Origin of the sequence: Pseudomonas sp. PvP027, assembly GCF_017833005.1 — a bacterium.
GTDB lineage: Bacteria > Pseudomonadota > Gammaproteobacteria > Pseudomonadales > Pseudomonadaceae > Aquipseudomonas > Aquipseudomonas congelans.
The window spans coordinates 1524670-1546673 of the sequence record NZ_JAFIBK010000001.1 but is presented as its reverse complement, the minus strand read 5'-3'; the positions used below and the strand labels follow the sequence as shown (position 1 = coordinate 1546673).

Annotated in this window: 19 protein-coding genes; 14 read left to right on the top strand and 5 right to left on the bottom strand. The window is 61.0% G+C overall.

Going from position 1 to position 22004, the window contains the following annotated elements:
• Positions 1-18 precede the first annotated feature (18 nt).
• On the top strand, positions 19-1200 hold the full coding sequence (locus JOE33_RS06070; protein ID WP_187625264.1) for a patatin-like phospholipase family protein: 1182 nt from the start codon (positions 19-21) through the stop codon (positions 1198-1200).
• 67 nt (positions 1201-1267) lie between these two features.
• Here the strand turns inward: JOE33_RS06070 and JOE33_RS06065 are convergent, their stop codons facing one another.
• The 3 genes from JOE33_RS06065 to JOE33_RS06055 all read right to left on the bottom strand — a co-directional run bounded on the left by JOE33_RS06065 (position 1268) and on the right by JOE33_RS06055 (position 5247).
• Complete coding sequence (locus JOE33_RS06065; protein WP_187625265.1) at positions 1268-2122, bottom strand: pirin family protein; 855 nt, start codon at positions 2120-2122, stop codon at positions 1268-1270.
• A gap of 190 nt (positions 2123-2312) precedes the next feature.
• On the bottom strand, positions 2313-2723 hold the full coding sequence (locus tag JOE33_RS06060) for a PA2817 family protein (RefSeq protein ID WP_187625266.1): 411 nt from the start codon (positions 2721-2723) through the stop codon (positions 2313-2315).
• A gap of 76 nt (positions 2724-2799) precedes the next feature.
• On the bottom strand, positions 2800-5247 hold the full coding sequence (locus tag JOE33_RS06055) for an acyl-CoA dehydrogenase (RefSeq protein WP_122579422.1): 2448 nt from the start codon (positions 5245-5247) through the stop codon (positions 2800-2802).
• A gap of 162 nt (positions 5248-5409) precedes the next feature.
• On the opposite strand from JOE33_RS06055, the gene JOE33_RS06050 reads away from it, so the two are divergent.
• The 10 genes from JOE33_RS06050 (at position 5410) to murB (ending at position 14487) form a co-directional block, all read left to right on the top strand.
• Complete coding sequence (locus tag JOE33_RS06050; RefSeq protein ID WP_010432580.1) at positions 5410-6033, top strand: glutathione S-transferase; 624 nt, start codon at positions 5410-5412, stop codon at positions 6031-6033.
• A 183-nt stretch (positions 6034-6216) separates the two neighbouring features.
• On the top strand, positions 6217-7149 hold the full coding sequence (locus JOE33_RS06045; protein ID WP_010432578.1) for an ABC transporter ATP-binding protein: 933 nt from the start codon (positions 6217-6219) through the stop codon (positions 7147-7149).
• Complete coding sequence (locus tag JOE33_RS06040) at positions 7146-7934, top strand: ABC transporter permease (RefSeq protein WP_010432576.1); 789 nt, start codon at positions 7146-7148, stop codon at positions 7932-7934. The genes JOE33_RS06045 and JOE33_RS06040 overlap by 4 nt, the downstream gene beginning before the upstream one ends.
• A gap of 136 nt (positions 7935-8070) precedes the next feature.
• Positions 8071-10287: a DNA internalization-related competence protein ComEC/Rec2 gene (locus tag JOE33_RS06035; protein WP_187625267.1), complete on the top strand. Its 2217-nt coding sequence runs from the start codon at positions 8071-8073 to the stop codon at positions 10285-10287.
• Between the two features lie 42 nt (positions 10288-10329).
• Positions 10330-11046 carry a MotA/TolQ/ExbB proton channel family protein gene (locus JOE33_RS06030; RefSeq protein ID WP_063613806.1) on the top strand — a complete coding sequence of 239 codons (717 nt, stop codon included), beginning with the start codon at positions 10330-10332 and terminating at the stop codon, positions 11044-11046.
• The gene (locus tag JOE33_RS06025) at positions 11043-11474 is read left to right on the top strand and encodes a biopolymer transporter ExbD (protein ID WP_003409582.1); all 432 of its coding nucleotides are present in this window, start codon (positions 11043-11045) and stop codon (positions 11472-11474) included. The genes JOE33_RS06030 and JOE33_RS06025 overlap by 4 nt, the downstream gene beginning before the upstream one ends.
• Positions 11474-12469, top strand: coding sequence for a tetraacyldisaccharide 4'-kinase (lpxK, locus tag JOE33_RS06020; protein ID WP_187625268.1), 996 nt, complete (start codon positions 11474-11476; stop codon positions 12467-12469). Before JOE33_RS06025 ends, lpxK begins: the two co-directional genes overlap by 1 nt.
• Positions 12470-12486: 17 nt before the next feature.
• A complete protein-coding gene (locus tag JOE33_RS06015; protein WP_002552679.1) occupies positions 12487-12672 on the top strand; it encodes a Trm112 family protein in 186 nt (61 codons plus the stop codon).
• Positions 12669-13433, top strand: coding sequence for a 3-deoxy-manno-octulosonate cytidylyltransferase (gene kdsB, locus JOE33_RS06010; protein WP_096102739.1), 765 nt, complete (start codon positions 12669-12671; stop codon positions 13431-13433). The genes JOE33_RS06015 and kdsB overlap by 4 nt, the downstream gene beginning before the upstream one ends.
• Before the next feature lie 34 nt (positions 13434-13467).
• Positions 13468-14487 carry a UDP-N-acetylmuramate dehydrogenase gene (gene murB, locus JOE33_RS06005; protein ID WP_096126028.1) on the top strand — a complete coding sequence of 340 codons (1020 nt, stop codon included), beginning with the start codon at positions 13468-13470 and terminating at the stop codon, positions 14485-14487.
• Between the two features lie 154 nt (positions 14488-14641).
• Here murB and rne read toward each other — a convergent pair whose 3' ends face one another.
• A complete protein-coding gene (gene rne, locus JOE33_RS06000) occupies positions 14642-17962 on the bottom strand; it encodes a ribonuclease E (RefSeq protein WP_054994564.1) in 3321 nt (1106 codons plus the stop codon).
• A 726-nt stretch (positions 17963-18688) separates the two neighbouring features.
• Here rne and rluC point away from each other — a divergent pair.
• From rluC to sppA, 3 genes are read left to right on the top strand one after another with little or no spacing between them, the layout of a single operon-like run.
• Positions 18689-19645, top strand: coding sequence for a 23S rRNA pseudouridine(955/2504/2580) synthase RluC (gene rluC / locus JOE33_RS05995; protein ID WP_003317474.1), 957 nt, complete (start codon positions 18689-18691; stop codon positions 19643-19645).
• A complete protein-coding gene (locus tag JOE33_RS05990; protein WP_010432555.1) occupies positions 19635-20297 on the top strand; it encodes an HAD-IA family hydrolase in 663 nt (220 codons plus the stop codon). The genes rluC and JOE33_RS05990 overlap by 11 nt, the downstream gene beginning before the upstream one ends.
• Before the next feature lie 24 nt (positions 20298-20321).
• Positions 20322-21320: a signal peptide peptidase SppA gene (gene sppA / locus JOE33_RS05985; protein ID WP_187625269.1), complete on the top strand. Its 999-nt coding sequence runs from the start codon at positions 20322-20324 to the stop codon at positions 21318-21320.
• Positions 21321-21377: 57 nt separating this feature from the next.
• Here sppA and JOE33_RS05980 read toward each other — a convergent pair whose 3' ends face one another.
• On the bottom strand, positions 21378-21956 hold the full coding sequence (locus tag JOE33_RS05980; RefSeq protein ID WP_032612127.1) for a Maf family nucleotide pyrophosphatase: 579 nt from the start codon (positions 21954-21956) through the stop codon (positions 21378-21380).
• Between the last annotated feature and the right edge of the window lie 48 nt (positions 21957-22004).

Genomic DNA, 22004 nt, shown 5'->3' with positions numbered 1-22004 from the left:
CACCGAGGTCAGTCGTAGATGCAGGATCGCGCAGTAACGAACAGTGCAATAGGTGATGTCGAGCCTGTAACCGGGCTGATTTTGTCGGGTGGCGGGGCGCGTGCGGCCTATCAGGTCGGCGTACTGGCAGGCATTGCCGATCTGCTGCCGCCCGGTTCGCCCAATCCCTTTCCGGTCATCGTCGGTACCTCGGCTGGCGCGATCAATGCGGTCAAGCTCGCCAGTGGCGCGCTGCATTTTCGAGTTGCCATCCATCAATTGACCGAATTCTGGCAGTCTTTTCGCAGCCATCAGGTGCTGCGCAGCGACTGGTCCGGGGTGATTCATCAGGCCAGTCGTTTTTTTGGCCGCAGCCTGCTGGGTTTCGGGCGAAATATCCCGGTTGCCTTGCTCAACAGTTCGCCCCTGCGTGATCTGCTCAATGAGCGGCTGGACCTGTCCGGAATCGAAGCCGCCATCGAAGCCCATCATTTGCGTGCCGTGGCAGTGACTGCCTTCGGTTACGAATCGGGTCAGGCGGTCACGTTTTATCAGGGCCGCGGTACGATCGAACCCTGGCTGCGTCATCGCCGCATCGGCCGTCCGACGCAACTGACCGTGGATCACTTGCTCGCCAGTTCGGCCATTCCCTTGTTGTTCGCCCCCGTGATGCTCGACGAGGAGTACTTCGGCGACGGAGCTGTGCGTCAGTCGGCACCGATCAGCCCGGCGCTGCACCTGGGCGCCAATCGAGTTCTGGTGGTCGGCGTCAGCGGCAACCCGCGCGGCCTCAAAACCGAAAGACCGGCGCCCCGCGCACCCCGCGGTGTTCAGCCAAGCCTGGCGCAGATCAGCGGCCACATGCTCAACAGTACGTTCATCGACAATCTGGAAAGCGATATCGAGCTGCTCGAACGCTTGAACACCGCCAGTGCGTTGCTGCCCGAGGATCAGGTCCGGCAGCCGGGCATGGAGCCGGTGGAGGTGCTGGTGATTTCGCCGAGTCGTCCGCTGGATGAAATCGCAGCCCGCCACCGCCGCGAACTGCCCCCCGCATTGCGCACATTTCTGCGCGGGCCGGGCGCGACCAAGAGCAGCGGCGCCAGCGTGCTGAGCTATCTGCTGTTCGAGTCAGGTTATTGCAGTGAATTGATCGAGCTGGGTCGTCACGATGCGATTGCTCAGGGTGCCGAGCTGAAGCGCTTTTTGCGTCTGGAGTAATGTGGCGAGACAGGGGAGGGGCCCCTGTCTCTTGATCGGCGGGCGCAGGGCTCGGTGACCGAAGTCATCAAGCGGTCAGACGATCTTCCCGGAAGTCACGAATCGCCTGCTCGATCTCTTCCTTGGTGTTCATAACGAAGGGGCCGTATTGCACGATCGGCTCACGCAACGGCTTGCCTGCAATCAGTAACAGCCGCGCACCGGCGGCGCTGCTGATCTGCACTTCACCACTGTCGGACAGGCGTGCCATTTGGCGTTTACCGATCGGCTGGGTGCTGCCTTCCAGCTCGACACTGCCTTCATAGACGTACAGCAGCACAAGGTGCCCATCGGGTACTTGCGGGCTGATACGACTGCCGGCAGGCATGTCAAAGTCGAAGTACAACGGCTCGGTGTCCGGGCGCTGTACTGCCCCGGCCTGGCGCACTTGGCCATCGTCGAAATGCCCGGCCAGTACCACCACCTGCACACCGGCCTGGGTGGTCACACTCGGAACGTGTTCCGGTTGGATGTCCTGGTAGCTGGCGTCGCTCAGCTTGTTCTTGCCCGGCAGGTTCAGCCAGAGCTGAAAGCCGCGCATGGTGCCTTCTTCCTGCTCGGGCATTTCGCTGTGAATGATCCCGCGTGCCGCAGTCATCCACTGCACACCGCCGCTCTGCAGAAGGCCGACGTTGCCCATATGGTCTTCATGACGCATACGGCCTTCAAGCATGTAGGTCACCGTTTCGAAGCCCCGGTGCGGGTGAGGTGGAAAGCCGGCGATGTAGTCATCCGGCTTGTCCGATCCGAACTCGTCCAGCATCAGAAACGGATCGAACTGCTCCACGCCATGCCCGCCGAAGACGCGCGTCAGTTTGACACCCGCGCCATCGGACGCTGGCTGACCCGCTTGAATGGACAGGACTTTACGAAATTGAGTCATGGGAGAGAGAGCACTCCTTAATCATGTGATACGAAGTGTCATGGTATGCCTGTTTATTCGATAAATTTATTCGAATGCCGGGACGTAATGATCATATTAATTGATGAGTTGCGCGGTATGGCGCATTGATGCGAGGTGACAGGCACCTGCCCGGAATGACCTCCGGAGCAGGCTTGAGGCCAGGCGATGCTCAGTGCTTGCTGCTCTGTGTCGACATGCTCAGCAGCTGTTTCTCCTGATTCCAGTCGAACGGTTCTTCGTTCTGCTCGGCTTCGTAGCGGCGTTCTTCCAGCGCCTGATACAGCTCGATTTCGTCATCCGGCATGAAATGCAGGCAGTCACCGGCGAAGAACCACAGCAGGTCGCGCGGTACCAGATGCGCGATTTGCGGGTAGCGCTGGATGACCTGGCAAAGAATATCCTGACCCAGGTACTGGCTTTCGATGGGATCCTGCGGCAGCAGCTCGACCAGTTCGTCGAAACGCTCCATGAACAGCGCGTGGCTTTCTTCCGGAACCTGCTCGGCCTCGCCCAGCGCGACCAGAATGCTGCGCAGGTGTGCCAGCAGGCCAAGTTGGTGATCGAGAGTGGCGTCGGCCATTGGGTAATCCTCAAATGCAAAAACAGGCGCGAGAGTATAAAGCTCTACGCGCCTGCTGTGTGGTGCGACCTGACTATCAGCGAATCTTGCCGGCTGCCAGGGTCAGTTCTTCCTTGTCGAAATCATCCACGTCGATCACCTTGCGGCGGGCTGCCTCGGCGGTGCGCAGGGTTTGCGCTTCGTCGGCCTGCAACACACCGATGCGCAATGCGGCGTCGATGACAGGCTCGCCGGCGTCCGGCTTGACCTGACCGCTCTTGAGAGCCACTTGCAGCTTCTTGTGCAGCGGATACGCAGCACTGAGCAGGTCGATGGCCTGTTGCAGTGCGCCGACCGGATCGTCTGCCGATTGCGGGCGATAGCAGCCGGCCAGCAACTCTTCCAGCGTCGGATCGCCCTTGGCGCGGCCCAGTACCTGGGCAACTTCGGCGTCCAGTCTGTCCGACGGCCCCTTGTGCCTGCGACCGAACGGGAACACTACGGCACGCAACACGCCGCCCAGTATGCGGTTGGGGAAGTTGCTGAGGATCTCGTCCATCGCACGTTCAGAATGCCCCAGGCTTTCTTCCATGGCCCAGCGAAACAACGGGCTCATGTGGTCCGGCGAGCCGAGGTCGTGATAACGCTTGAGCGCTGCCGAAGCCAGGTACATATGACTGAGCACGTCACCCAGGCGGGCGGACAGGCGTTCGCGGCGTTTCAGCTCGCCGCCCAGCAGCATCATGCTCAAGTCCGCCAGCATCGCGAACGCTGCTGCCTGACGGTTCAGCGCCCGGAAGTAGCCCTGGCTCAGGCTGTTGCCCGGCGCTCTTTCGAAATGGCCAAAACCCAGGTTGAGAATGAAGGTGCTGGCGGCATTGCTCACCGCAAAGCCGATGTGTTTGAGCAGCAGGCTGTCAAACTCGATCAGCGCCTGCTGCTTGTCTTCACGCCCGGCCAGGGCCATTTCCTTGAGTACGAATGGATGGCAGCGAATCGCGCCCTGGCCGAAGATCATCAGGTTGCGCGAGAGGATGTTGGCGCCCTCGACGGTGATGAAGATCGGCGCACCTTGCCAGTTGCGACCCAGGTAATTGTTCGGGCCCATGATGATGCCCTTGCCGCCATGCACGTCCATGGCGTGACCGATACACTCGCGGCCGCGTTCGGTCAGGTGATACTTGAGGATCGCAGAGAGCACCGAAGGCTTCTCGCCCAGGTCGACCGCATTGGCCGTCAGCATGCGTGCACTGTCCATCAGCCAGGCGTTGCCGCCGATTCGCGCCAGTGCCTCCTGGATGCCTTCGAATGCGGAGATAGGTACGTTGAACTGCTCACGCACCTTCGCGTACTGGCCGGTGACCAGGCTGGTGTACTTGGCAGCGCCGGTGCCGACTGCCGGCAGCGAGATCGAACGACCCACCGACAGGCAGTTCATCAGCATCATCCAGCCTTTGCCCAGCATCGGTTGACCACCGATCAGGTAGCTCAGCGGGATGAACACGTCCTTGCCCGAGTTGGGACCGTTCATGAACGCCGCGCCCAGCGGCAGGTGACGGCGGCCGATTTCCACGCCGGGCGTATCGGTCGGAATCAGCGCCAGGCTGATGCCCAGATCTTCTTTTTCACCGAGCAGGTGCTCAGGGTCGTGGGCCTTGAAGGCCAGGCCCAGCAGGGTAGCGACCGGGCCGAGGGTGATGTAGCGTTTTTCCCAGGTCAGGCGCAGGCCGATGACTTCTTCGCCCTGCCACTGGCCTTTGCAGATGATCCCGGTGTCAGTCATCGCACCTGCATCGGAACCGGCCAGCGGGCCGGTCAGCGCGAAGCAGGGGATATCTTCACCGCGTGCCAGACGTGGCAGGTAATGATTGCGTTGCTCGTCGGTGCCGTAATGCAGCAGCAACTCGGCCGGGCCCAGCGAGTTGGGCACCATTACCGTGGAGGCCAGGTCGCCGCTGCGGGTGGCCAGCTTCATGGCCACCTGGGAGTGGGCGTAGGCGGAGAAGCCCTTGCCACCGAATTCCTTGGGGATGATCAGCGCGAAGAAGCCGTGCGCTTTCATGTGCGCCCAGGCTTCAGGCGGCAGGTCCATAGCCTGGCCGATCTCCCAGTCGCTGACCATCGCGCAGAGTTCTTCGGTCGGCCCGTCGATAAAGGCCTGTTCCTCTTCGGTCAGCTGGACTTTAGGGTAGGCCAGCAGCTTGTCCCAGTCCGGGCGACCGCTGAACAGCTCGCCATCCCACCAGACCGTGCCGGCATCGATCGCATCGCGCTCGGTTTGCGACATCGGCGGCAGGACTTTTTGAAACCAGCTGAACATCGGCGCAGTGAAATGCTTGCGGCGCAGATCGGGCAGCATGACCGGTACGAACACTGCCAGCCAGAGCAACCAGAACACCGTCAGCAGCCATCCTGGCGCGTGACTGAAAATACCCATGGCCAGCAGGTAGACAGCTACCACGCCGAGCGCCGGGAGCGGGGCGGTTCGCCGATGAGCCAGCCAGGCGATGCCGACGACCAGCACAACAATCCACAACAACAGCATAAGTATTCCTCCGTGATGACCGCCGCCGTGGCAGCGATCAAGAACTGGTCGCCAGGCAGTGGTGGGGCGACATCGATAGTGACCCCTGGTTGACGAGTAAGTTGCCGCCGCTTCGGGGTAGACTGTGAGCCTTTATTTATCAGCGAGTGCGAGGGGAACGCAATGCTCAAGATCTGGGGACGGAAGAATTCCAGCAATGTGCGCAAGGCACTCTGGATTGCCGAGGAAGTGGGCGTACCTTACGAAACGCAGGACGCCGGTGGTGCATTCGGCCTGGTCAACGAAGCAGCCTATCGCGCGAAAAACCCTAACGGCCGGATTCCGATGATCGAAGACGGCGACTTCGTGATGTGGGAGTCCAACGCCATCGTGCGCTACCTGGCCGCCCGTCATGCCCCGGACTCTGATTTATACCCCGCAGATCTGCAGGCCCGCGCCAACGCAGACAAGTGGATGGACTGGACCAGCTCGACCATCGCCGCGCCGTTCAGCCCGGTGTTCTGGGGCGTAGTACGTACCCCGGCCGACAAGCAGGACTGGCCGGCCATCGAGCAAGGCATCAAGACGCTGCACAGCCTGCTGCTGGTTGCCGATGAGGCGCTGTCGCGACAGCCTTATCTGTCTGGTGATGCTTTCGGTATGGGCGATATTCCCCTGGGATGCTTCGCTTACGGCTGGTTTGAAATGCCGATTGAACGTCCGCCGCTGCCTCACCTCCAAGCTTGGTATGAGCGTCTCAAGACGCGCCCGGCCTATCGCAAGGCCGTCATGACCCCATTGACCTGAGCGTGTGATGTGAACAGGTAAAAGGGCTGATCGGGCGCATGTCCGCCGCTTGATATTTACTATTAACAGATGTGTCTGTACTTGAACGGCGCAGCCGAGCACCATTGCGCGGCTGGGTCGTCACGGCAGGCGGCTGCTTACAGTCATCTTCAATTCCTTTTTCTGATGAGTACCTATCCCGATATGTCTTCAGCTCTGTCCATTCGGCAGTTAACCAAAACCTACGGCAACGGTTTCCAGGCCTTGAGTGGCATCGATCTGGACGTCGCCGAAGGTGATTTCTTCGCGTTGCTGGGCCCCAATGGCGCTGGCAAGTCCACCACCATCGGCATCATCTCGACGCTGGTCAACAAGACCAGCGGCACGGTGAACATCTTTGGCCACGACCTGGATCGCGAGCCCGCTGCGCTCAAGCGTTGCATCGGTGTCGTGCCGCAGGAGTTCAACTTCAACCAGTTCGAGAAGACCCTGGACATCGTCGTCACCCAGGCAGGCTACTACGGCATCCCGGCGAAAATCGCCAAGGAGCGTGCCGAGCAGTACCTGACACAACTGGGGCTGTGGGAAAAGCGCGATGTGCCTTCACGTTCGCTGTCCGGCGGCATGAAGCGGCGTCTGATGATCGCCCGTGCGCTGATTCACGAGCCGCGCCTGTTGATCCTCGACGAACCTACCGCAGGCGTGGATATCGAGTTGCGCCGTTCGATGTGGACTTTTCTGACCGAGCTGAACAGCAAAGGCATCACCATCATCCTCACCACGCATTATCTGGAAGAGGCTGAACAGCTGTGCCGCAACATCGGCATCATCGACCACGGGGTGATCGTGCAGAACACTGGCATGAAGCAGCTGCTCAGCACCCTGACCGTCGAGACTTTCGTGCTCGATCTCAAAGCCTCCTGGCAGAGCGCGCCACAATTGCCCGGTTTCCCTTGCCGCCTGCTCGACAGCCACACCCTGGAAGTGCAGGTCGACAAGAACGTCGGCATCACTGCGCTGTTCAGCCAGCTCGCCTTCCAGAACATCGAAGTCTTGAGCCTGCGTAATAAATCCAATCGCCTTGAGGAGTTGTTTGTGTCCCTGGTGGAAAAAAACCTCGCGAAGGTGGCGGTATGACCGTACCCAACGGCGAGTTGCGCCCCAACCTGATTGCCCTGAAAACCATCGTCTATCGTGAAGTGCACCGCTTCATGCGGATCTGGCCGCAGACCTTGCTGCCGCCAGCCATCACCATGGTCCTGTACTTCGTCATCTTCGGTAACCTCATCGGTCGCCAGATTGGCGACATGGGCGGCTTTACCTACATGCAGTACATCGTGCCGGGGCTGATCATGATGTCGGTGATCACCAACTCCTACGGCAACGTGGTGTCGAGCTTCTTTGGTGCCAAGTTTCAGCACTCCATCGAAGAACTGATGGTGTCGCCGGTCTCGCCGCACACCATCCTGGTCGGCTACACCCTGGGCGGTGTGCTGCGTGGTCTGATGGTCGGTTTCATCGTCACCATGCTGTCGATGTTTTTCACCGATCTGCAAGTGCACCACTTGGGCGTGACCATTCTGGTAGTGGTGCTGACCGCGACGATTTTCTCGCTGCTGGGCTTCATCAACGCAGTGTTTGCGCGCAACTTCGATGATATCTCGATCATTCCAACCTTCGTCCTGACCCCGCTGACCTACCTGGGCGGCGTGTTCTACTCGATCAACCTGCTGCCACCGTTCTGGCAGACCGTGTCGCTGGCCAACCCGGTCCTGCACATGGTCAATGCCTTCCGCTACGGCATCCTGGGCGTCTCCGACATCAAGATCAGCATCGCTCTGGCGTTCATGATCGTGGCGACCTTCGTGCTTTATATGGGCTGCGCAAGGTTGCTGGTGAGCGGTCGCGGTATGCGTCAGTAACACATTGGCTTCGACCCGCCAGGCTGGCGGGTCGAGCTCTGGTCTAGGCCGGCTGTTCAGATTCTGCAACACACCACCCCTTCCGACATTTCCCCAGTGCGCTGATCCTTGAGGCTTTCCGCTGCAAGGAACCGCCATGCGCACAGGGATGATCGCGCTCGCGCTCGGGCTGCTTGCCCTGCGCTTTCTACCGGCACTGCCGCCGACCTGGCTATTGCTGCTGATGCCGACACTGGCGTTGATGCTGCTGCCGTTCCGTACCTATCCACTGGCGTTGTTCCTGCTCGGTTTCACCTGGGCCTGCGTTTCGGCGCAGTGGGCGCAGAGTGACCGGTTGGCGCAGCGTCTCGATGGTCGGACTTTGTGGGTGCAGGGCAAAGTGGTCGGCTTGCCGAGTGTCGCTGAAGGCGTGGTGCGTTTCGAACTGGAAGAGGCCTGGTCACGACGTGCCAGGCTGCCGGCGCGAATCCGGGTGGCCTGGTACGGCGGCCAGCCCGTAAACAGCGGTGAGCGCTGGCGCATGGCGATCAAACTCAAGCGGCCGGCCGGGCTGGTCAATCCCGATGCGTTCGACTATCAGGCGTGGTTGCTGGCGCAGCGCATCGGTGCCACCGGCACGGTGGTGGATGGTCAGCTATTGGCACCCGCACGCGCTGCCTGGCGCGATGCCATTCGTCAGCGCCTGCTGGCGGTCGATGCGCAGGGCTGGGAGGGCGGTCTGGCGGCGCTGGTGCTGGGCGATGGCTCAGGACTGTCGAGCACCGACTGGCAGGTGTTGCAGGATACCGGCACCGTGCATCTACTGGTCATCTCCGGCCAGCACATCGGTTTGCTGGCCGGGGTGATTTACGCGCTGGTCGCAGGCCTGGCGCGCTGGGGGCTGTGGCCACGCTTTTTGCCCTGGCTGCCGTGGGCGTGTGCACTGGCGTTCAGCGCTGCACTGGGCTACGGACTGCTGGCCGGTTTCGAGGTGCCGGTCCGGCGCGCCTGTGTGATGGTCGCGATGGTGCTGCTGTGGCGCTTGCGTTTTCGGCACCTGGGCGTGGTCTGGCCCTTGTTGCTGTCCTTCAACGCAGTGCTGATCTTCGAGCCGCTGGTGACGCTGCAGCCGGGTTTCTGGCTGTCGTTCGCAGCGGTCGGCATTCTGATCCTGATTTTCAGTGGACGTCTCGGCGCCTGGAGCTGGTGGCAAAGCTGGACACGGGCGCAATGGCTGATCGCCGTTGGCTTGTTGCCGATTCTGCTGGCGCTGAACCTGCCGATCAGCCTCAGCGGCCCGTTCGCCAACCTGCTTGCCGTGCCTTGGGTCAGCGTGATCGTCCTGCCTCCGGCATTGCTCGGGACGCTGTTGCTGCAAGTCCCTGTGATCGGGGAAGGTCTGCTGTGGCTGGCGGGCGGGGCGCTGCAGTGGCTGTTCGTATTCCTCGGTGCGGTGGCCGCCGCATTGCCGGCCTGGCTGCCCAGTGCGGTGCCGGTCTGGGCATGGTGGTTGAGTCTGCTCGGGGCCTTGCTGTTGTTGCTGCCCAAAGGCGTGCCCATGCGTCCGCTGGGCTGGCCGTTGTTGTTACTGTGCGTTTTTCCGCCGCTCGAATCAGTGCCTGAAGGTCAGGTAGAGGTGTTGCAGCTGGATGTGGGGCAGGGCTTGGCCATCCTCCTGCGCACCCGCAATCGCACACTCCTGTATGACGCAGGTCCACGTTTCGGTGAGTTCGATATCGGTCAGCGCGTGGTCGTGCCCGCCATGCGCAAGGCAGGTGTCCGCCATCTCGATCTGATGTTGATCAGCCACTCCGACGCGGACCATGCCGGAGGTGCAGCGGCGGTTCATAAGGCTTTTCCGGTGAGCCAGGTCCTGGGCGGCGAGCTGGCCAGGCTCGCGCCGCAACTCGACGCCCGATTGTGCGAGAGCGGTGCGCGCTGGGAGTGGGATGGCGTGGTGTTTTCCACGTGGCGCTGGGAGCAGGGGCCTGACGGCAATCCAGCCTCGTGCATCCTCAGCGTCGACGCCAGTGGCGAGCGTCTGCTGCTGGCGGGTGATATCGACGTGAATGCCGAGCGCGCGGCGATCGACAGCGGCTTCGACCTTCGTGCCCACTGGTTGCAGTCGCCGCATCACGGCAGCCGGACCTCGTCGTCCAAAGCATTTCTTCGCGCCGTGGCACCGGTTGGCGTGCTGATTTCCCGTGGCCGCAACAACGCATTCGGTCATCCGCACCCGTTGGTCATGGCGCGCTATCGAGGCTTGGGTATCGCCAGTTTCGACAGTGCCGAGCTGGGCGCTGTCCGGCTGCGACTGGGTACGTTCGGGGTGCCACAGGCCGAGCGTGCGCAACGGCGCTTCTGGCGTGATTGAGTGAATGGATATCGATCTCGACGTTCGGCACTTGGCGACCCTATGGTAGAGTGGCGCCAATTTTTCGAGGGAGTGATCACTGTGTGGGAACTGGTCAAATCTGGCGGCTGGATGATGCTGCCGATTATTCTGAGCTCCATCGCCGCCGCCGGCATCATCATCGAGCGCCTGTGGACGTTGCGTGCCAGCCGTATCACGCCACCGCACCTGCTCGGGCAGGTCTGGCAGTGGATTCAGGAAAAGAAGCTGGACAGCGAAAAACTCAAGCAGCTGCGCGCTGACTCGCCGCTGGGTGAAATCCTTGCCGCAGGCCTGGCCAATTCCAGGCATGGTCGCGAGATCATGAAGGAGTGCATCGAAGAAGCCGCTGCCCGGGTCATTCATGAGCTGGAGCGCTACCTGAGCGCACTGGGCTCGATCGCTGCCATGGCGCCGCTGCTCGGTTTGCTGGGTACCGTGCTGGGCATGATCGATATCTTCGGCTCGTTCAACAGCTCCGGGGCCACCGCCAACGCCGGCGTGCTGGCAGGTGGTATTTCCAAGGCGCTGATCTGTACGGCGTCGGGTCTTATCGTAGCGATCCCGGCGATTTTCTTTCATCGCTTTCTGCAGAGCCGCGTCGATGAGCTGGTGGTCGGCATGGAACAACAGGCCATTCGTCTGGTGGAAGTGGTGCAGGGTGACCGCGATGTCGATCTGATCGACGCCAAGATCGATCTCAAGTCGCTGGCCAGAGCGGGCGGGGGCAAGAAGAAGTGAAATTTCGCCGTCGCAGACCCCGGGAAAACATCGACATCAATCTGGTCTCCCTGATTGATGTGGTGTTCATCCTGCTGCTGTTCTTCATTGTGACGACCACCTTCACCCGTGAAACCCAGTTGCGGGTGGATCTGCCACAGGCCGTCACCGGAACGCCGGACGTGGACGCCAGCGCCAAACAGTTGGACATCGCCATCAACGCCGACGGGATTTTCTCGCTGAACAATCAGTTGTTGCCGAAAAACGATCTGGCGACGCTGATCGAGGCGCTGCAGCGCGAGTCGGCGGGCGATACCAGCCTGCCTTTGTCGATCAGTGCCGACGGCAAGACCCCGCACCAGTCGGTCATCACGGCCATGGATGCGGCGGGCAAGCTGGGCTTCAGTCATTTGCGCATGACCACTGTCGAGGCCACACCGGCTAACTGATGGCATTCACTGATCGCTTGCTCGATGCCTGGTACAAAGGCCACCCCGCGCTGGCGCTATTGCGCCCGCTCGAAGGCCTTTACCGGCATGTCGTAGAGCGCAAGCGGGCGCGGTTTCTGGTTGGTGAGGGTGATATCTATCGCGCGCCGGTGCCGGTCATCGTGGTGGGTAATATCACCGTTGGCGGCACTGGCAAGACGCCGCTGATTCTCTGGATGATCGAGCACTGCCGCCGTCGCGGCCTGCGTGTCGGTGTGGTCAGTCGTGGTTACGGCGCTAAACCGCCAAGCCTGCCATGGCGCGTACGTTCTGAACAAAGCGCCGGCGAGGCGGGGGACGAGCCGTTGCTCATCGTACAGCGCTGCGGTGTGCCGCTGATGATTGATCCTGATCGCAGTCGCGCCGTACAGGCCTTGCTCGCTGCCGAACCGCTGGATCTGATTCTTTCCGACGACGGCTTGCAGCATTACCGTCTGGCCCGCGACCTGGAACTGGTGCTGATCGATGCCGCCCGTGGTCTGGGCAACCGCCGTTGTCTGCCTGCCGGGCCGCTGCGCGAACCGGTCGAGCGGCTGAGCAGTGTCGACGCCTTGCTTTATAACGGCGCGACGGCTGACAGGGACGACGGCTACGCCTTCAGGCTCAAACCTTCGGCGCTGATCAATCTGCGCAGTGGCGAACGTCAGCCGGTGGATTATTTCCCGGCCGGGCAGACGCTGCACGCGGTCGCCGGAATCGGCAATCCCCAACGTTTCTTCAATACCCTCGAAGGATTACACTGGCGACCGGTGCCTCACGCGTTCGCCGACCATGCTGTCTACAGTGCCGAGGCGCTGACATTTACACCCGCGCTGCCCTTGGTCATGACCGAGAAGGATGCGGTGAAATGTCGTGCCTTTGCCGCTGATGACTGGTGGTATCTGGCAGTGGATGCAGTACCTTCCGATGCCTTTGTCGGTTGGTTCGACCAGCAACTGCTACGTCTTTCTCCATGATTGCTTCAGGATCTCCTATGGACACCAAACTACTCGATATCCTCGCTTGCCCTGTCTGCAAGGGACCATTGAAGCTCAGCGCCGACAAGACCGAGCTGATCAGCAAAGGCGCAGGCCTTGCCTATCCGGTGCGCGACGGCATCCCTGTGATGCTCGAAAGCGAAGCTCGGACCCTGAGCACTGACGAGCGGCTGGAAAAATGACAGCAGCGTTTACCGTTGTCATTCCCGCGCGCTACGGCTCCAGCCGTTTCCCGGGCAAGCCGCTGAAAACCATTGCCGGCAAACCCATGGTTCAACTGGTCTGGGAGCAGGCGTGCAAGAGCAGCGCCGAACGTGTGGTGATTGCCACAGACGATGCGCGCATTGTCGAAGCCTGTCAGGCTTTTGGTGCCGAAGTGCTGCTGACGCGCGATGATCACAATTCCGGCACCGATCGTCTGGCCGAGGTGGCCGCGCAATTGGGCCTGGCGGCTGACGCGATTGTGGTCAATGTGCAGGGCGACGAGCCGATGATCCCGCCTGCGGTGATCGATCAGGTGGCGTCCAATCTGGCCGCTCACCCCGAGGCCGGGATGTCTACGCTGGCCGAGCCTATCGACGACGTGGCCGCGTTGTTCAACCCCAACATCGTCAAGGTGGCTACGGACATCAACGGCCTGGCGCTGACGTTCAGCCGGGCTCCCTTGCCGTGGGCGCGTGATGCGCTCGCAGCAGACCGTGACCAGTTGCCTGCCGGCGTGCCTTATCGTCGGCACATCGGTATCTACGCCTATCGTGCAGGTTTCCTTCATGACTTCGTCAGTTGGGGCCCGTGCTGGCTGGAGAACACCGAAAGCCTGGAACAATTGCGTGCGCTGTGGAATGGCGTGCGGATTCACGTTGCCGACGCGCTTGAAGCACCACCCGGTGGTGTCGATACGCCTGAAGACCTGGAGCGCGTAAGGCGCTTGCTGGAGGGTTGATGCGCTTCGTCCAGTGGTTCGGGAAGGCGAGGGCATGACCTTGCAGGTGCAATCCGCGATTTCCCTCAAGCCGTTCAATACGTTCGGGGTGGACGTTCAGGCCCGGTTGTTTGCCGAAGCGCACAGCGATGACGATGTTCGCGAGGCGCTGGCCTATTCGGCCGAGCATGACGTGCCACTGCTGGTGATTGGCGGTGGCAGTAACCTGCTGCTCAGCGCTGATGTGCAGTCACTGGTGGTGCGCATGGCCAGCCGCGGCATTCGCATCGTGCACGAGGACTGTCTCGAATCGATTGTCGAGGCAGAGGCTGGTGAGCCTTGGCATCCGTTTGTGCAGTCTTGTCTGGAACTGGGGCTGGCGGGGCTGGAAAACCTCAGTCTGATTCCAGGCACCGTTGGCGCAGCACCCATGCAGAATATCGGTGCTTATGGCGTCGAGATCAAGGATGTCTTCCATAGCCTCACTGCGCTGGATCGTGAGACGGGCGAATTGCGCGAGTTTTCTCTGCAGGACTGCGCGTTCGGCTACCGCGACAGCATATTCAAGCATCAGGTCGCGCGCTGGTTGATCCTGCGTGTGCGTTTCAAGCTCAGTCGCGTAGCCCGCCTGCACCTCGAATATGGACCGGTTCGTCAGCGTCTCGACGAGCAGGGTATCGATCGACCGACGCCGTTCGATGTCAGCCGTGCGATCTGCGCCATTCGCAGTGAAAAGCTGCCTGACCCAGCGGTGCTGGGCAATGCCGGCAGTTTCTTCAAAAACCCGATTATCCCTGCCGAACTGTATGCAACGATCAAACAGCAGCACCCAGGCGTGGTCGGCTACCCGCAGGACGATGGTCGGGTGAAGCTGGCGGCCGGGTGGCTGATCGAGCAGGCGGGCTGGAAGGGTTATCGCGATGGTGATGCCGGCGTACACAAGCTCCAGTCGCTGGTGCTGGTCAACTATGGGCAGGCCAGTGGCTTGCAGTTGCTGAATCTGGCGCGCCGTATCCAGACCGACATCGCCGAACGCTTTGGTGTCGAGCTGGAGATGGAGCCGAACCTCTACTGATAGTCTGGAGATGGTCTCTTGTGGGAGCGAACTCGCTCGCGAAGAGATCAGATCAAGCGCCGCGTATTGAAGATGAACGCAGTGCAATGCTCAATCAACGGACATGAAAAAGCCCCGCCTGTTTGCACAGGCGGGGCTTTTTCATGGGCCGGGTTTAAACGAGGGGTTTAGGCTCGTTTTCTTTCTCGGCTTCGTGTTGCGGTTTAACTGCTGGTTGCTCAGTTGCCGCTTCTTCGGTCTTTTCCTCGGCTGCCGGTGAAGGCTGAGCCGATTCTGCTTCAGCGGCAGCAGGCGCTGCCTCGACGACTGGAGCGCTGGCAGCAGCGGCTTCCTGTTGACGACGTGCTTCTTCTTCACGCTTGCGGCGACGAACTTCACGAGGATCGTTCGGTGCACGTCCTGTGCTGCTGACCACGGGTGCAGCCTCTGCTTCTACAGCCGCAGGTGCCTGCTCTTGTGGGGCAGGTGCCTGTTCTTCAACGACCGGCTGAGGCGCGACGTAAGGAGCAGGCTCTTCTTTCACCGCTGCCGGCTCGACGACAGCAGCGGGTGCAGGCGTTGGCAGTTCGGATGATTCAGTGGCTGGCACTTCCTCATGGGCCGCTGCTTCGACCGGCGCCTGTGGTGCCGGCTCTGGCGTTGGCTTGAACGGCACTACGCGTTCTGCGTGAGGTGCTTCGAACAGTTCGGACTGCGCAGCAATGGCAGGTGCTTCGACCGCTGCCGGCTGAACTTCCACCTCGGGAGCAGGCTGTGCTACAGGCGCATCGTCTGCAACAGGGGCTTCAACGGCCGGTGCTTCGACAGTCGGCTCGACAACGGTCGGTGCTTTTTCGACAACCGGTGTTTCGGTGGCTGGCGTTTCAGCTACTGGCGTTTCGGTCACAGGCGTTTCAGTCGCAGATGCTTCGGCAGCAGTTGCCTGATGCACCGGCTCGGCGTCTGCAGAGACTGCGTTGCTGTTGGCACGTTCGGCCTGCTGATGTGCATCGGCTTCGGCTGGCGCGCTGATCACGCTGCTGGCGGCCGAGGCGGCGGCGGTGAAGCCCAGGCCAGCCGACAGGTCGGTGGCGCTGCCTTCTTCTTCGTTGCCGTTCTCTTCGGAGCCTTCGATCACGTTGCCATTGGCATCGCGCTGACGCTCACGACGATTGCTGCGACGACGCTGGCCACGCGAGCGGCGGCGAGGACGGTCGCCTTCGCTGCCGTCGTTGCCTTCCTGGTTCTCGTCATTGATCTGCTCTTCGTTGAGCAGCACTTCCTCTTCGCTCACGGCAGCCGCGGCCTGTTCGGCGCGTGGTTGACGTTCTTCACGAGGTGCGCGCGGCTGGCGCTCTTCGCGTGGTGCGCGTTCAGGACGTTCCTCACGAGCGAGGTTCACCGCCGGGGCTGCATCCAGAGGCTCGCGCAGTTCGCGAACCGGGCGATCTTCACGCGCTTCACGCGGCTTGCGCTCGCGGGTAGTGCGGGCTGGACGCTCTTCGCGCGGTGTCGAATCCTCGCGGGCTTCACGCGGTTCGCGAACAGTGCGCTCTTCGCGAGGTGCACGTTCCTCACGCGGAGCACGCTCTTCACGCGGTGCGCGCTCTGCACGTTCTTCTCGGGGGGCACGTTCTTCACGAGGCTTGCGCTCTTCGTCGCGGCGATTGTTGCGGCCACGGCTCTGCTGGCGGCCGTTGCGGCGTTCCTCGTTGCGGGCTGGACGCTGTTCTGCAACAGGCTTCTCAACCACAACCGGAGCAACAGGCTCTTCCTTGGACGCGAACAGGCTGACCAGGGATTTCACCAGACCCTTGAACAGGCTTGGCTCGTGAGCGGCAGGTGCCGGTGCAGGGTTTGGCGCAGGGGCAGCAACAGCTTCTACCGGGACCGGCGCATTGGCGCGAGCCGGGGCAGTCTTGACGGCTGCTTCCTGACGAACCAGGGTGCGGGTTGCGGCGGCCAGCGGTGCAATTTCTTCCACTTCGGCAGCGGCAGCGGCGATTTCGTAGCTGGTCTGGCTGCTGTGCGCTTCAGGACTGTCATCACGCAGACGCTGAACTTCGAAGTGCGGAGTTTCCAGCTGATCGTTCGGCAGAATGATGATGCGGGCACGAGTGCGCAGTTCGATCTTGGTGATCGAGTTGCGTTTTTCGTTGAGCAGGAAGGCCGCGACCGGGATCGGCACCTGAGCGCGCACTTCGGCAGTGCGGTCTTTCAGGGCTTCTTCTTCGATCAGGCGCAGGATGGCCAGCGACAGCGATTCAACATCACGGATGATGCCGGTACCGTTGCAGCGAGGGCAGACGATGCCGCTGCTTTCGCCCAGCGATGGACGCAGGCGCTGACGGGACATTTCCAGCAGGCCGAAGCGCGAAATGCGACCGATCTGCACGCGGGCACGGTCGGCTTCCAGGCTTTCACGGACTTTCTCTTCCACGGCGCGCTGGTTCTTGGCCGGCGTCATGTCGATGAAGTCGATGACGATCAGGCCGCCGATGTCGCGCAGACGCAGTTGACGGGCGATTTCCTCAGCCGCTTCAAGGTTGGTCTGCAGAGCTGTTTCTTCGATGTCGCTGCCTTTGGTGGCACGCGCCGAGTTGATGTCGATGGACACCAGGGCTTCGGTCGGATCGATGACGATGGAGCCGCCGGAAGGCAGTTCGACCACGCGCTGGAAGGCGGTTTCGATCTGGCTTTCGATCTGGAAGCGGTTGAACAGCGGAACGCTGTCTTCGTATAGCTTGATCTTGCTGGCGTACTGCGGCATCACCTGACGGATGAAGGTCAGTGCTTCTTCCTGGGCTTCGATGCTGTCGATCAGGACTTCACCGATATCCTGACGCAGGTAGTCACGGATGGCGCGGATGATGACGTTGCTTTCCTGGTAGATCAGGAAAGGAGCGGAACGATCGAGGGATGCTTCCTTGATGGCGGTCCACAGTTGCAGCAGGTAATCGAGGTCCCACTGCATTTCTTCGCTGCTGCGGCCCAGGCCGGCAGTACGAACGATCAGACCCATGTCGGCTGGCGCGATCAGGCCGTTGAGGGCTTCACGCAGTTCGTTGCGCTCTTCGCCTTCGATACGGCGCGAGATGCCGCCGGCACGAGGGTTGTTCGGCATCAGAACCAGATAGCGGCCTGCGAGGCTGATGAAGGTGGTCAGGGCTGCGCCCTTGTTGCCACGTTCTTCTTTCTCGACCTGAACGATGACTTCCTGGCCTTCGCTCAGGACGTCCTTGATGTTGACGCGGCCTTCAGGGGCTTTCTTGAAGTACTCGCGGGAGATTTCCTTGAGGGGCAGGAAGCCGTGGCGCTCAGAGCCGAAATCGACAAAGGCAGCCTCAAGGCTGGGTTCGATACGAGTGATTCGGCCTTTATAGATGTTGGCCTTCTTCTGCTCGCGTGCACCTGACTCGATGTCCAGGTCGTAGAGGCGCTGGCCGTCTACCAGTGCAACACGCAACTCTTCGGGTTGAGTTGCGTTAATCAGCATTCTTTTCATGTAGTACCGTCGGTTTCCGGGCTGCCGGAAACGGCGTTCGGCACACACGACTTCTCACGGTCGGTGTCAGGGCACGTCAGGAGTGGTTGGACACTCCAGTGTCTAGCGAGGTCCTCGCCCAGAGGGGGCGGAGGGTCGCGACGACGTTTCCTGCTTGCTGTGGTGGCATAAGACACCCCTTTCAGCAAAAGCTTTGTCAGGAGGAGGAATCGACCATCGGTAGCGGACGAGATGAAGCGTCTAGAACAAGCCTTGTGCTACACAGTCCGATGGTTGTGCGTCTCCACCCTACACGTATCCCTGATAATTCGGGTGCTGCCGCGCGCAGAATCCGCAGCGGGTTGGCATTTACCGCGATCTTCGATAGGGAAGGTCGCGCATCATGGCTTGAGGCGTTGTTCCCGAAGCATTCGCTCGTAGCGTCTGAAAGCGACTGCACTTTGTGAACTGGCCATGAACTGTCCGCACTGGCCGCGAGCTGTCTGCTCTGCTGTCAGGCGTGTTTCCGGCCTCATGTCACCTGCGCTTGTTACGTTTTCAGCGTGCTCCGTTGTCACCGAACACTGCGTAGGACGGCCTCCCGTCCTTGTGAATTGCGTTGGTCAGGGCCGGTTGTCAACCGTTGGTCCGCTGTCCGGCCGCTTTTGGCGGCGTTCGCGACTATAGCAGCAATCATTAAGTGCTTCAAATCCATAAAAAATTGTTATCATTTGCGGCATGACGAATATTGCCCCTCCAACCCCCGGCGTCCAGCTGGTTGAGGTTGCCCCGGAACTTGCCGGTCAACGCATCGATAATTTTCTGATCACTTATCTCAAGGGTGTGCCCAAAACCTTGATTTACCGCATTTTGCGCAAAGGCGAAGTGCGTGTGAACAAGGGGCGGATCAAGCCGGAGTACAAGTTGCAGGCAGGCGATATCGTGCGCATTCCTCCTGTGCGCGTGCCTGAGCGCGACGAGCCTGTGCCGGTCGCGCAGGCGCTGTTGCAGCGTCTCGAAGCTGCGATCGTCTACGAAGACAAGGCGCTTATCGTGCTCAACAAGCCTGCCGGTATCGCCGTGCATGGCGGCAGCGGCCTGAGCTTTGGTGTGATCGAAGCATTCCGCCAGCTGCGCCCGGACGCCAAGGAGCTCGAGCTGGTACACCGTCTCGATCGCGATACGTCCGGCCTGCTGATGATCGCCAAGAAACGCAGCATGCTGCGCCATCTGCACGAAGCCCTGCGCGGAGACGGCGTCGACAAGCGCTACATGGCGCTGGTCCGCGGTAACTGGGCAACGGCGCTGAAGCAGGTGCGTGCGCCGCTGATGAAAAGCAATCTGCGCTCCGGTGAGCGCATGGTCGAAGTGAATGAGGAGGGCAAGGAGGCCCTCACGATTTTCAAGGTGCTGCGCCGTTTCGGCGACTTCGCCACCATGGTCGAAGCCAAGCCGGTCACCGGGCGTACTCACCAGATCCGCGTGCACACCTTGCATGCCGGGCATGCGATTGCAGGCGACACCAAGTACGGTGACGAGAATTTCAGTCGCGAAATTCGCGATCTGGGCGGCAAGCGCCTGTTTCTGCACGCTTACATGCTGACGGTGCCGATGCCCGATGGCAGCAAACTCAATGTGCAGGCGCCTGTCGATGACATGTGGGCCAAAACAGTGGAGCGTCTGAGTGCGCCGTGATTACGACCTGTTGATTTTCGACTGGGACGGCACACTGGCCGACTCGGTCGGGCGCATCATCCTGTCCATGCGTACGGCGGCCATCGAGACCGACCTTGAAATTCGCGACGATATGGCGATCAAGGACATTATCGGCCTGGGGCTGCCCGAGGCGATTCGAACCCTGTATCCGCAGATCAGTGGCAATCAGCTTATCGAGTTTCGGCAGCACTACGCGGACAGTTACATGGCAATGGATAACGTGCCGTCGCCGCTGTTCGAGGGTGTGGTGGAGTCGATTCAGGCGTTTCGCGAGGATGGCTATCGCCTGGCGGTCGCTACCGGCAAGGCGCGTCGCGGGCTCGATCGTGTGCTGAAGGCCAACGGCTGGCAGGATTACTTCGATGCCACCCGGGCGGCCGACGAGACCGCCAGCAAGCCTGATCCGCTAATGTTGAACGAGATCATGGCGCACTGTGGTGTTACCCCGCAGCGTTCGCTGATGATTGGCGATGCTTCGTTCGATCTGCTGATGGCTCGCAACGCCGGTATGGATTCGGTTGCGGTGGGCTATGGCGCTCAGCCGCTTGAGTCGCTGCGCCAGTTCGAGCCGCGGCTGGCTATCGAGCATTTTTCCGAGCTGCGCACCTGGTTGAACAGGCGCAGCGTCTAGTTTTCGGGTTGGAGTGATTGGAACATGTCTGACGAATGGAAGGCACCCGTTTCGCAAAGCGCGGACGAGGGCATCAATGGCAGGGAAGAGGCGAAAAGCTGGAAGCTTCTTGAAAAGACGCTGCTGGCCAGTGTTCAGGAGCAGCGCCGGGCGCGTCGCTGGGGGATCTTTTTCAAGCTGCTGACGTTCGCGTTCCTGTTTGTAGCGGTCGTTGTGCCGATGCTGGATTTCGAGGGCGGCACTTCGCGCCGTTCCAGCCACACCGCGCTGATCGATGTGCAGGGCGTGATTGCCGACAAGGAATCGGCCAGTGCCGAGAACATTGTCACTGCGCTGCAGAAGGCCTTCGAGGATGAAAAGACCAAGGGCGTGATTCTGCGTATCAACAGCCCGGGCGGCAGTCCTGTGCAGTCGGGCTATGTCTACGACGAAATCCGTCGTCTGCGCGCGGCGAAGCCGGACATCAAGGTGTATGCGGTGATTACCGATCTCGGTGCTTCGGGGGCTTATTACATCGCCAGCGCCGCTGACCAGATCTATGCCGACAAGGCCAGTCTGGTGGGGTCGATCGGTGTAACGGCAGCAGGTTTCGGCTTTGTCGGTGCCATGGATAAGCTCGGCGTTGATCGTCGTACCTATACCTCCGGCGAGCATAAGGCGTTCCTTGATCCGTTCCAGCCACAGAAGGCTGATGAAACGCAGTTCTGGCAGGGCGTACTGGACACGACTCATCGTCAGTTCATCGCCAGTGTCAAACAGGGTCGCGGCGACCGGTTGAAGGACAAAGAGCACCCAGAGCTGTTCTCCGGGCTGATCTGGACCGGCGAGCAGGCTGTTGCGCTGGGTCTGGTCGATGGCCTGGGCAGTGCAAGTTATGTTGCGCGAGACGTGATCAAGGAAAAGGACATCATCGAGTACACCGTCGAAGAGTCGCCTTTCGATCGCTTTTCGAAAAAGCTGGGCACCAGTATCGCCGAGCGAATTGCCATGCTGGTCGGTTTCAACGGCCCAAGCCTGCGTTGATGGCTTGATATAGGCATAAAGAACCCGGCCAATGGCCGGGTTCTTTGTCTGTAAGGGTCAGGGTACGCTGACGCCTTCCTTTATTAGCATGTCCACCAGGCGTATCAGCGGCAGGCCGATCAGGCTGGTCGCGTCGCTGCCTTCGGTGCTGCGAAACAGGCTGACGCCAAGGCCTTCTGCCTTGAAGCTGCCTGCGCAGTCATAGGGCTGTTCGGCATGCAGGTAGCGTTCGATGCTGGCCCGGTCGAGTTCGCGCATGTGCACCGTAAAAGGCACGCAATCGATCTGGCACTCGCCGGTTGAGCTATTGAGCAGGGCCAGGCCGGTCAGGAAGGTCACGCTTCTGCCGCTCGCTGCCGTCAGCTGTTCCAGTGCGCGCTCGAAGTTGTGCGGCTTGCCCAGTACCTGTTCGTCAAGGACGGCGACCTGGTCGGAGCCGATGATCAGGTGGTGCGGATGCTCTGCGGCCAGCGCTGCGGCTTTCTCCTGGGCAAGGCGTTGTACGAGGTCGAATGCGGACTCGTTCGGTCGCCGGCTTTCATCGATATCCGGAGACCTGCAGGTGAATGGCAGGCGCAGGCGGGCGAGCAGTTCGCGGCGGTATGAGGAGCTGGAAGCGAGGAGCAGGGATGGCATGCGGTTCTCCGTAGGCTGAGCGTTGATTCTAAAGAGTGGCCGGAGTGA